Source organism: Fictibacillus fluitans (assembly GCF_030418125.1).
Classification (GTDB): Bacteria; Bacillota; Bacilli; order Bacillales; family Fictibacillaceae; genus Fictibacillus_C; species Fictibacillus_C fluitans.
This window is the reverse complement of sequence record NZ_JAUHTR010000009.1, coordinates 38,606-50,607: the sequence shown is the minus strand read 5'-3', so window position 1 is coordinate 50,607 and position 12,002 is coordinate 38,606. Positions and strand designations below refer to the sequence as shown.

Here is a 12,002-nt window from a genome sequence, read left to right as displayed (position 1 = left end):
ACTTTTCTGCTTATTAATAAAGCTGCTTGGACCCGAGATACCGGCTGCTCCAATACGATAAACCGAGATCACTTACGGCTACCCCGGAAGATCCGCTGTGCACGAAGCGGTTGTTTCCGATATAAATGCCAGCATGGGAAGGACCTTTTTTATAGGTTTCAAAAAAGACAATATCCCCGACTTTGGGGCTGCTGACGGCTTTCCCCACATTCCATATGGAAGCTACTGTCCGCGGAAGCTGGATATTTTGCTTTTTGAACAGATACACCAAAAATCCGCTGCAATCAAATCCCTCGGAGACAGTATCACCGCCCCAGGTATATGGCGTTCCAACAAGCTCTGCTGCATCCCCCACAAGATTAATGACATTAAAAAGCTTTGCAGGCGTTTGCGGTTTAGCTGGTTCAATCCCCTTCTTTTTCACTTCCGTCTTGATTTTTTCGAGGGTCTTGCTGTCTGCGATTCCGGTCATGGATAGAGCGTTTGCCTTTTGGAAGGACTTCACGCTCGCTTCTGTAATTTTTCCGAAAACCGAATCCACTTTGTATGTATAAAAACCAAGTACTTTTAAGTTGGATTGAAGCTGATAAACCTCCTGGCCGGCAGCGTTAAGTTTTAGCCCTTGAACAGTTGGTGTGCTGCTTTCAGGCTTTTCATTCTTTTTCCCGGCTTCTGCCTGGAGTTTCTCCATTGTTCTGCTGTCTGCTACTCCTGTCACGGGAAGCTTATAAGTCCGCTGAAATGATTTTACGCCTGCTTCTGTAATTCTGCCAAAGATGCTATCCAGGTTGTACTTGTAGTATCCCAAGGCTTTCAAATTGGACTGAAGCTCATACACCTTTTGGCCTCTGTCATTCTTTTGAAGTCCTTCAGGAACAGCTGGTGCCGGTGTTTTAACCGGTGCCGGAGATGCAGATGAAAAAATGGCCTTTTGCGTTTTATCGTCTGCAACCCCTGTTGCAGAAAGGTGGTTTGCACGCTGGTAGGACTTAACTGCTTCTGCAGTAATTCTTCCGTAATAGCCCGTGATTTTTGAGTAAGTAAAAAATTTGAGTTCCTTCAGCCGTTTTTGCAGCCGGTCCACCTCATACCCTTGTGAACCTTGTTTCAGGGTGTTGTAGCCTGACGGTTTTCCCGCCTTAGGAGCCGGAGTTGCTGTCTTTTGGGTTATTGCCTTTACCGTCATCTTGCCAGTTACACCATCAATTACAAGCTGATGTTTTCGTTGGAAGTCTTTGACGGCGGTGGTGGTAAGCGGTCCGTAATAACCGGTTATGTACTTGGCCTTTAAATAACCTTGCTTCATCAGTTCCCTCTGCAGTTCTTTTACATCGGGATTCTTCATTCCGTTTTTCAACACCTGATCTCCTAATGCTGCCTCTCCTTTTGATGGTAGCAAAAGAATAGCCCCCGCACACGCCGAGGAAATGACCAGAGTTTTGACCGCATTCGCGTTACCCTTTTTCAAATGTAAATTCCTCCTTATTCGACCATAAGTGCCATATACTTCTAAATATAGCGGAATGAAACAGTTAAGCACAAGTAAAATTTTAAATTTTTTGTATATTCAGGAAGAAAGGTGGTGATTTCTCCATTACCTATTCCTTTCGTACAGAAAACCGGGACCGGAGTCATTACTTTTAAAATATCGGTAAACTTTTATGTATCTTTAGTCACTTTTCTTTTTTCATTCGGAAGGCATAAAAAAAGAAAAGGGGGCTGTTCATTAAGGTTCTTTGAAGCTCTTGAAAGTGTTACTTTTCGTTCCGGGTCGCTCGCTTTCTACGGGGCGTGCGCTGAGCCTCTTCGGCGCTTTGCGCCTGCAGAGTCTCACCTGCCACGCGCATCCCGCCGGAGTCTCGCACCCTTCACTCCAAGTAACTTATCAATGAAGATGTTCAACAAACTTAATGTTGCCAAATGAAAAAGGGGCTTCCAGAAGTCAATTTGATGACTTTCTGGACAGCCCCATCTTACGTTTTTAGTAAAATCGATTATCGGATCTCGGCTTTCAGCTTATAAGCATGAACAGAGGCATTGCCATTGAGGTCCTTGACCTTAATGTGGTACGTTCCTTTGTCCAGTGTGGTATAGAGCACTTCAGCATCACCACTGCCGTAGTAATCGCTTTTTGCCATCTGCTTGCCATTCTTGTAAACCGTAATCACACCATCAATGTCGAGTGAGGTATCGAGCGTCAGCTTTACTTTTGATTTTTTGCTGAGCGTCCATTTGTACCAGTCGGCATCCCCGCCACTTTGGCTGACCACATTGAAATAGCCAGTTCCACTATAGGATTTGCTGTTTGCTTTTTTTAGGGAAAGCGGTTTGGACGGTTTATTTCCTTTAATGACTGATTTGGCATCTTCATCTTTCCTCATTGCCGATTGAACTTGAAGAGTATACGGAATGAATGAAAGTTCTGGTGTGTTATCAAAATAGCCCATTCCAAGCAAGAAATATCCCTTGCCCTTTTTCGTTTGGAACGATCCTCTTGTTTCAGAACCGTAGATTCCTTTATACACCTCGCGTGCCGTATCTGCTTCGAAGTCATCCAGTTTATGGTTGCCGTTTTTATCATCGATCAATAAAACCAGTCCGTAATAATCCTGCAGCAGCTCACTTGGGTACTTCGCTTTCAATGCTTTTGTTACTGTTCCCTTCGTCAGGGAAACATTGGAGATTCCTGTCTCTTTGGCCTTGTAGTAGAAAGCATCGATATCTCCAGTGGTTGAGAACATGCCAGTTGCTTTGTTGTTTTTAAGATCTTTCACATGATTAAGATCATCATTTGGCTCATTCTTATCATTCGTATTGGTTACCAGAAGCTTGGAGCTGAACTGGTAAGGATCATACAGCATGGAATCTGACATATAATCGTTGCTGACACGGATAAAATATTTTTTTCCTTTCTTAAAGTCAGCAATAACATGATCCTGCATCTCTCCTGTCCACCAGTCCACATTTTCTGCGACGTATCCGAGATCAAGATACGAATCTCCGTTTTCATCCTTTGACTTGATCAGTTGATACACTTCGAAACTATACTTTTCCCCTGTTCCAAAGTTGAAATTATAGATGCTGTCCTGCTTTGGCGTGAAAGAATACCAGTCTTCGTCAACTTGCTGTTGAAGACCAGCTGTTCTTTTCGTTCCAAGTGAGTACGGCAGCGCATTGTCCACGATATCCTGAATATCAATGCCATCCTCATCTTCCTCATCATCCATGATGATGATAACACTTTGGGCATGCGAATCTTTACGTTCTTTCTGTTTAAGTGACGCATATTCTTTCACGGTAATTTTCTTCGCTGCCAGTTCTGCTTCAGGTGATTCATCTTCATCCGTATATGGCAGGCCGTCCTCATCCGGGCCGATCAGCTTGCTCTCTACTGAAATAGCGTACGGAATAGCGGAAGGTTCAGGAACATCGGCTTCCATCATGGACTCGTCCATGAAAAAGTCAAACATTCCATCCATGATCTCTGCCTGGTTGGTTGTGCCTACCATGTAATTCACACCAGGTACCGCCTCAAATACAATGGTTTCTCCCTTTCCATAACCATTGGCGTTCTGATAGAACATTGGCTCCATCATTGGATCTTCAGATTCCTCATCACTGATTACGCCTTCTTCCGGATCCTCCTCATAAGGCTCCTCGGCATAAACCTTCAGCATGCTGTTCACACCTGGTACACCGCTTGTTTTCACCTTCACCACCTGAGGCTTGTCTACCTTAAACGTGTAGAAGTCCTCATCTTCATTTTCCCCAGTAAAGGTCCCATGGTCACGGTACGGAAACTTTGAAATGTTAGATGGCTTTTCCATCGTATTTTTGTCCTTCGGAATGGCCGAAAGCCGCTTGATTTTCAAGGAATAACGGGAGGCGGCAGATTTGGAATCATCATAGTTTCCATTCACATCACTTACCCCGATGGCGATTGTTCCGCTAAATGGCGCTTTAAAAAGTTTTCCTTCCGTGCCATTCTTTTTCAGCTTGTCCACATCCACCATGGTTTTGCTGTCTTTTCCGTAAAGATGGATTTTGTACTTAAGATCATAGTTTTTGGATCCGGTAAGGGACGTTTGGATATATTCCCCTTTTTTCACTTCAAACTTAAACCATTTCTCTTCATATGCTTTGGTGATTTTGCCTTCTTTTACATATTCCTTGTTGATTTTAGGAGATATGGAGGAGGCGGCTTGAATCACTTCACGCTCCGTTTGTGGCCGTTTCACACTGGCAGGTATTTTCTTCACATTGAACTTCATCGCTGCCAATGGCTGAATCAGCCCGTGTGCATATTTTGAATCAAAACCTTTGGCACCCAAATCCTTGGTGGTATGTTCCAAAATGTACTCTACCTGTGCCGGTTTAAGAGTTGGATATTTTGATAGAATGAGAGAAGCGGTACCCGCAACCACAGGAGTCGCCATACTGGTTCCGCTCATCGTTTCAAAGGTTGATTTCTTTTCATAGTCATACAGAGGAGCATAGACGTTTTCCCCGGGCGCTACAATGTCTACTGACGGACCATAGTTGGAGTACCAGGAAAGCTTATTTTTAGAGTTTGTGGATCCTACGCTGATAACTCCTTCATAAGCTGCAGGATAGGAAAGCTCATCCGTCTCCTCATTGCCGGCTGCTGCGACCACTGTTACATTTGCCTTTACTGCCGTTTTAACCGCCTCTTCAATCAGCGGAGAAGACGCATAGCCGCCCAGGCTCATGTTGATTACTTTGGCTCCGTCCTTCAGGGCGCGCAGAATGGCATCAGCAATGGAATAATCGTATGCACCATTCGCACGGTCGAACACATCATAGGACAGAATTTTCGAATTTGGGTTGACTCCATATCCGCCAACGCCATTTCCTTTTTTCGCCGCAATGATCCCGCTGACATGTGTGCCATGGAAGTCCGGCAAGGCCTGGTTCATTGGATCATCCACATTTACGCTTTTAACCACCTGGCCTTTAAGCTCCGGATGGTTCCGGTCTACGCCCTGGTCAATGACAGCCACTTTCACCGCATTTTTACCGGCAAGCTTTTGCGCCTTTTCAATTTGCAGAAGGGACAGGCTGTATTGCTTGCTTACCTTAGGGTCCGGGGTGGAAAGAGTTTTGGACAGTACGCTCGGAGAAACTCCTGTTACTTTCCCCATCTTTTGATAGGCTTGCATCGCTTGTTCCAGTTTCTTTTTATTGCTCACTCTTACAACCGCCATATTGTACTGGCTGTAGGAGCGAATCACTCTTGTACCGGCTTTTTTATGATCATTTGCCGTCAGTGGCTTGGTGTACTTGATCACCAATGTATCATCACTGAACAGTGGCTTGTGACTATCCTTTTTGTTTGCTTTTTTCACATTTTCAAGTGCAGCCGATACACTAGTTGTTTTCTTACCCGTGGATGGTGCTTTCACTTCCGCGTGCACGGCAGAATAGCCTGTCACCAGCAAACTGGCCGACAAACCTACCGCGGTCATTTGTTTTTTCCAATTTTTCATCTGGGCTCCTCCAAAATTCATCATAAAATCCTGCTTTTTCACTGTCCTTGCGCCAATGGTCCGCTTTTCCTTCCACCCCGCTTTTCCAATTCATTCTTCTATTATATTTTACAAATATTAGTAAATCCATCTTTTTTTTACAAAACTGCGAATCTATTTTTTTCGAAATAAAAAGACTCTCCTCAAAAGGAAAGTCTCGTTGTATCGTGTTCTTATTTAAGTTTCAGCGTATATGATTTTGTGGACCAATGATTGTTTGCTTCGTAAACCGTTATATAATTGGTGCCGCTTTTAAGCTTGGCAGACCAAACCTCTCCCTTGCCGATACCATTCTTATCCTGGATTTTTTCATAGGTTAGGAGTCCATTCCGGTCCATGCGGTTCACGGCAATAACCGGATCCATTCCCTTAACGGCAGATACTTCAATTCTCACATTTCGTTCTTTGGCAAGCTTGAATTTAAACATATCGCCGTCAAAAGGAAGGTTAAAGCGGTCTGTATAGGATTTCCCCAGACTGACGGACTTGGCTTTGGAAGGCTGTTCGGCAGCATCGCCAGCTGTTGATGGCATTTTAACCTGCAACGCCTTCTCAATGTCCAATCTTCCATAACCGTACAGATCAGAAAGGCCTGCTGTATTTTTATACCTGTCTGGCGTAAATGCCGATTTTTCAAGCATATACTCGATCTGCTGCGGCTTTAACGATGGGTTCTTGCTTAATAAAAGTGAAGCTGCACCTGATACCATCGGTGCTGAAAACGAAGTCCCCGATACATCTTTGCTGCCATACGTACCGTTTCTCTTTGTTGTCATTATATCTGTTCCTGGTGCGGTGAGATCCAGCTGCGGCCCGCGGCTGGAGAAGGGTGCAATCACATCGTTATATCGTGTCGCACCAACACTGATCACCTGCGGATATGCTGCAGGGTAATTGACACCATATGCGGGATGGTCATTCCCAGAGGCGGCAACCAGGGTAATTCCCTTGCTTACAGCTTCCTGAATGGCATCGTACTGGGCCTGGCTTGGCGGTCCTCCGCCAAAGCTCATATTGATGACTTTGGCGCCATGATCTATCGCATAATGAAGGCCGGCCACAATACTGGAGCTTGGGAAGCTGACCTTGCCACCGACACGGACAGGGAGAATCCTGACATTATTGTTGATTCCGCTGATGCCCCTCTTGTTGTCGACCGCAGCTGCAATAATACCCGACACTTCGGTTCCGTGCCCCACCGTATCATCCGCTGTTTTAAAGTTGTTCACAAAGTCCTTGCCTTTTAACACCTTGCCTTTCAGGTCCGGGTGATCCGCGTCCACCCCGGTATCCAATACGGCCACGATAACCGGTTTCTGTCCTGCAGGCGGCTGGACCAGATTTTTTGTCCATTGAATCTTTTTCAGCGCCCACTGCTGGCTGTACAGCCGGTCGTTAGGTTCTCCTGCAGTTCCTGTTTTTTGAGCAAGGTAGTTGGGTTCTGCATAATCAACAGCAGGGTCTTCCTGAACCTTAGTCATTACGCTTTCGTAATCCTGCTGCGACGAAACAGCAAAAACCTGTATTCCTTCTTCCTTCAGAATGTCAGGTTCGGTAACTGGTGTGAGCCCGTATGATGAGGGGCTGAAATTTTCCGTTTGTTTTGTTTTCACGATCAGTTCTCTTTTATTTACCTGAGCTAAATCGATCGTGACTTCAGGTTGATTAATTGTTTGTGTACCAAAATATGTATTTCGTTGAATAAGTCCATTGTCTTCTGCATTAGCTGTGGTGCCAAACAGACCTGCTCCAAAGATTCCTGCGGTTAGAACCGCCAGCGAACGTTTAAATACTTTCATGCTTTATCCCCTATTTTCAGTCATAGTTTTATTGCATTATTATATCACCTTTCTTTTCTAGTAAAATGAAATATTTTAAAAATATTGGAAGCATCCTTTGAGACATTATGTTACAAATAGACACAATTCGGGTATTGATTGGAAAGTTATTTTCATTATTTAAATAATAAGCAGGGAGGGAAAGAAAAATGTTGAAGGTAATTGGCGTTTTTAAAACCGAACAGGAAGCGGTTGAGCAGCGGGATGAAAGAAAAGCGGCACATGAAAAAGGAACCTTTATCATAGTAGGCTCATATGAAACCATCGAGGAAAAAGAAGATAACGAACAAATCATCCAGCATTTTTTGGACCAATCCGACAACTCTTCTTTTTCGCAGAACCTTTCAGGAAAAGAGCGGCTTGTTTTTCTCGGAGTTGCCCATGAAGAAGCAGAACATTATGGATCCCACCTGGAAACGGGAGAGTTTTTGTTATTGGAGGATTAAGAGGATGATTTTATTTTAAAAAGGCATTCTGCCCATCGCAGAATGCCTTTCATACGTTATTCCTTTAATCCGTCGCCGGCTTTGGCCTGACGGATTTCATTATAGAACTCCGCTGAAGACGCCGTCATGTATGGTGTCAGCCAGAGAAACCCCAGACCAAATGGAATGGTTGCTAAGATGATCCAGCCAATAAAGCTGAGCTGGAGAAGGAAAAACTTCCACTTATACCCGTCCATCAGCCGGCGGCTTTCCGTAATCGCCTGTAAAACCGGCAAATCCGGATTGTCCTTCAGCACATAATAGGTCTGTGAATAAGCAATCCCCTTTATGATGCCCGGCACGATCAAAAGCACTGTCCACAATGCAGTAAACAACCAAACAAGAATGGTCGTTCCAATCAGTTTTAAAAAGGTTCCAATCTCTCCAAAAGGACTGAACATGCTTTTTACGCTCTGCGGTTCTCTTCGGATCAGCCCGATAAATACCCAGCTATAGCCGATGACCGCAGGATAAAGAATCAGTCCGACAATGAGGGAAGTAATATCCCCTTCAAAAGTATCCCCTAAATAATAATTGTACCATCCGCCGCTGGCATACACACTGAGCAATTCAGGAATAATGAACGTAAAAATCCCCAAAATGACCGTCAGCAGAACCGCAAACCCCCATTTATTTTCCAGTGCAATCAATGCTTCTTTTTTTATCTCTCTAATTCTCATGAATCATTCACCTTTCTGTTTTCTTTCAACGTTCATTTTCCACTTCTTCCGCCCTGCTCAGCCAGTCGTCAACGAGTGCATGGAACACAGCCGGCTGTTCAATCTGCAGGTTATGCCCCGCCCGGTCCAGTATGGCAAATGAGGCTCTCGGAAACTGATCCAGGATGTCCCAATGATCTTTATATCCTACCACCGCGTCCTGCCGCCCGGTAAAGAAAAGTGCAGGCTTTCCAAAGGGCTCAGTGAGAGTAAGGGGAAAAGAAAAAGGATAATTTTGCTCAATTCGTTCTAAAAATGCGGAATCAGCCATCATGATTCCGGGAGAAATCTCCTTTCTCATCCGCTCTAACGTATAGTGATCCTGCACCACAGCGATGGAGCTGAACCCCAGCGCTTCGGCTTCGTCTTCAGAAAGCGACGCGATCAGTTCATCATCCCTCTTCAAAACCGTATGCTCTGGCAGGATTCGTTTTTCGCGCTCTGCATAGATCGGTGAGCAAATGGTCAGCAGGCCATTCACCCTTTCACCGATTTTCGCCACGATTCCTCTTGCCAGGTACCCTCCATACGACTCTCCAGCCAGCAAAAACGATTGGCCAGGAAGAATGGCCTCGATAAAACGCAGAACAACCTCAAGCATATCATCAGTGCCTTTTATCCAATCTTCGCCTTTCGTCCGGCCCATGCCCGGCAGGTCCAGATAAATGCGCTCATAGCCTTGTCTGTCTGCAAATATCGGTTCCATGCACCCTTCCATCAAACGGTAGTCAAGGGTAAACCCGTGAATCATAACGACTGGCTTTCCTTTTCCGAATCTTTCATAATGAACTTGAATATCTCCCAGGTCGCAAAACATACAATATCGCCCACCTTTTCTCACATCATTCATTTTTACATAACACTCTTATAGTACCATTAATGGAAGAAAAAGCTTTATTCATTTTAATCACCCAGCCAACCCATAATAGGAGGACCATTTATGCAGCCAAAAATCATGGTTAAACCCGCATTCACCGTGCTCGGCTATGAGCTGAAAACAACCAGCGGGGAAGGAAAGAACTTAAAGGAGATTCCTGTGTTCTGGCAGGATTACCTCAAAAATCCGCAAATGAGAAAAGCAATCCCAAACAAGAAAGACCCATCCGTGGAGCTTGGCATATGCACAAATTTCAACCCGGAAAACGGTTCCTTCAGTTATTTGATTTGTTCAGAGGTAACAACAGCAGAAGAAGCACCTTCCGATCTGGTCAAAAAGCATATCCCCGAAACCAAGTTTGCGGTGTTTACCACCCCGCTTGTCCCGGATGAGGAGTTTTCCTGCAGCATTCAAGAAACATGGCAGTATGTTTTTAAAGAATGGTTCCCCTCATCAGGCTATGAACATGCTGGCGGGCTTGAAATTGAATGGTATGACGAACGAAGTACAAATCCCGATTCCATGCAGATGGATATCCTTATTCCCATTAAAAATTAGGAAAAGACGGCATCCCTTAAAATGGGCTGTCGTCTTTTCTGTTAAGGTTTTATAAAAATTCTATAAAGGTTTATTAAGATTGGCAGAATCCATTGCTCCCTTTTCTTCTTCATTGGTATGGTAATGGTGACTTGTTTTACTGAAAAGGGGGCTAAACCCGTGATTAAAGAATGGAATCTTTTGCGAACCATCGCCTGTCTGAGCATCGTTTTCCTGCACAGCACCTCCCAAACTGCGGTTTCGGCTGGAGGTTATCCGGCATCTGAAGCATACAGCGTCCTTCGTGTGGCGTTATGCTATGCCACCCCTACCTTTGTCATATTATCCGAGATTATTCTCGCCAACCGGTACCCGGATGCGCTGCCTAAAAATTTCTGGCAGAAGCGGCTGAAGTGGATTCTTGCACCGTTTGTTGCATTTGCTGTGATTGATGCCCTTGTGAGCTACCACCTGAACCCCGCTGTCGATATTGGATTAATGATACAAAAGAACCTTCTCGGAAATTATGAAGGATATTTCGTGCTTATTATTTTTCAGTTTTACGCCCTGCATTATTTAGTGACAAAATATAAGATTCCAGTCTCCTGGCTGCTTCCGGTCAGCCTGATTGTGATGAGCCTTCACTTTCAATTCATGGAAGGATCACACCAGATGATCAAAGAAAATCTGTCGTATTTAAAAGTGCCGTTTACTGCCTGGTTTGCATATTTTGCGGTGGCCTATGCCATTGGCAAGCATTACAAAACAGTGGCGGCAGCGCTTCAGAAATACCGATACTTTACGATTGCGGGTGTTGCAGCAAGCCTGGCCATTGTTTATATCTTTTATAAAGCTGGATATATCGGTGTTGGCTCCAAACGCCTTGACTTGTTTCCGTTAACCGTGGCTGTCAGCCTGTTTATTTTAGCCTGGGGACAGCGTATGAAAGGAAACCGCGTCATTAATCTTATCAGCAATTATTCCTTTGGCATTTACCTGGTTCACTGGCAGGTTCAGCGTTACCTTGCCTCCTACACGGCTGAACTTTTTGAACAAACGTATCTACAGGTATTTTCACTCTTTTTCATTACTCTTATTCTTTCCATGTGCATCATTAAATTGGTTTCCCTGCTGCCAGGCGGTTCTTATCTTGTCGGCAACATCCAAAGAAAAAGAAGGAGCGTTTCTGTACCGCTTCCGAAAACAGCATAAACAAAAAAGCATTGCCTTTACGGGGCTGTTCCAAAGGTCGATAGTTGATCGACTTTTGGAACAGCCTCTTTTTAAGAAGTGGTTGAAGTCCACTTACGTGGGGAGAGGCTACTTAAATTAATGATGGCGTTAGTACGAATAAAATATGATTCGGTTCATCACTCTTGTTCAGAAATCGATGTTTAACATGTGGTGGAATGCGTACGACATCGCCTTCATTTAAAAAATATTCGGTACCTTCCAGTTCGACATACGCTTGTCCTTTCATGACGACAGCAATTTCTTCTTTATTGTCGTGTGAATAGTGACTTTCCGTAGTGATTGCCTGTGGCTTTAAATCCATCATTAAGAGTTCAATATGGGCTTTCATGAAGTCAGGTGTTAACACATCATAGACAATATGATCACTATTCTCACGATATACTTTCTTTCGATCCTTTTTTCTCGAAATGAGCGAATCCGTATCAATTTCATTAATGAAGAGGGTAAAGAGCGGCACATTCAAAGCTTGCGCAATAAGTTTTAGTACACTTAGCGAGGGATTGGCTTGTCCCCTTTCTATTTGGCTGATAAGTGAAGTGCTAATTCCTGCATATTCGCCGAACTCACGAATGGTCATACCACTCTTTTTACGATAATTTAAAACCGTTTGCCCGAGGCGATGATTGTTCATAGTAAAGATCCCTTCTACAATAATGTAGGTTTAACCCCTTTTGTGCTGACATCCTAAACATAGAAAACTAATACTTTTTTCTATTACATAAATATTTTATACTTACTCCTGTACA

General features: G+C 44.2%; 9 protein-coding genes. 3 read left to right on the top strand and 6 right to left on the bottom strand.

Annotation, left to right across the window (positions count from 1 at the left end; translation table 11 throughout):
• Nucleotides 1-13 precede the first annotated feature (13 nt).
• From QYB97_RS16475 to QYB97_RS16465, 3 genes are all read right to left on the bottom strand, one after another.
• Complete coding sequence (locus QYB97_RS16475) at nt 14-1,468, bottom strand: C40 family peptidase (protein WP_301167116.1); 1,455 nt, start codon at nt 1,466-1,468, stop codon at nt 14-16.
• A gap of 526 nt (nt 1,469-1,994) precedes the next feature.
• Complete coding sequence (locus QYB97_RS16470) at nt 1,995-5,507, bottom strand: S8 family serine peptidase (protein WP_301167115.1); 3,513 nt, start codon at nt 5,505-5,507, stop codon at nt 1,995-1,997.
• A 212-nt stretch (nt 5,508-5,719) separates the two neighbouring features.
• Complete coding sequence (locus QYB97_RS16465) at nt 5,720-7,345, bottom strand: S8 family peptidase (protein WP_301167114.1); 1,626 nt, start codon at nt 7,343-7,345, stop codon at nt 5,720-5,722.
• A gap of 188 nt (nt 7,346-7,533) precedes the next feature.
• On the opposite strand from QYB97_RS16465, the gene QYB97_RS16460 reads away from it, so the two are divergent.
• Nucleotides 7,534-7,830, top strand: coding sequence for a hypothetical protein (locus QYB97_RS16460; protein ID WP_301167113.1), 297 nt, complete (start codon nt 7,534-7,536; stop codon nt 7,828-7,830).
• Between the two features lie 56 nt (nt 7,831-7,886).
• Here the strand turns inward: QYB97_RS16460 and QYB97_RS16455 are convergent, their stop codons facing one another.
• Together QYB97_RS16455 and QYB97_RS16450 are read right to left on the bottom strand one after the other, a co-directional pair.
• Complete coding sequence (locus QYB97_RS16455) at nt 7,887-8,549, bottom strand: DUF975 family protein (RefSeq protein ID WP_301167112.1); 663 nt, start codon at nt 8,547-8,549, stop codon at nt 7,887-7,889.
• Between the two features lie 25 nt (nt 8,550-8,574).
• Complete coding sequence (locus QYB97_RS16450) at nt 8,575-9,405, bottom strand: alpha/beta fold hydrolase (RefSeq protein WP_301167111.1); 831 nt, start codon at nt 9,403-9,405, stop codon at nt 8,575-8,577.
• 123 nt (nt 9,406-9,528) lie between these two features.
• Between QYB97_RS16450 and QYB97_RS16445 the strand changes: the two genes are divergently transcribed.
• Together QYB97_RS16445 and QYB97_RS16440 are read left to right on the top strand one after the other, a co-directional pair.
• Nucleotides 9,529-10,023 (top strand): GyrI-like domain-containing protein, encoded by a 495-nt coding sequence (locus QYB97_RS16445; protein WP_301167110.1) that lies wholly within the window; start codon nt 9,529-9,531, stop codon nt 10,021-10,023.
• Nucleotides 10,024-10,182: 159 nt separating this feature from the next.
• Nucleotides 10,183-11,214: an acyltransferase family protein gene (locus tag QYB97_RS16440; RefSeq protein WP_301167109.1), complete on the top strand. Its 1,032-nt coding sequence runs from the start codon at nt 10,183-10,185 to the stop codon at nt 11,212-11,214.
• 112 nt (nt 11,215-11,326) lie between these two features.
• On the opposite strand, the gene QYB97_RS16435 is transcribed toward QYB97_RS16440, so the two are convergent.
• A complete protein-coding gene (locus QYB97_RS16435; RefSeq protein ID WP_301167108.1) occupies nt 11,327-11,887 on the bottom strand; it encodes an XRE family transcriptional regulator in 561 nt (186 codons plus the stop codon).
• Between the last annotated feature and the right edge of the window lie 115 nt (nt 11,888-12,002).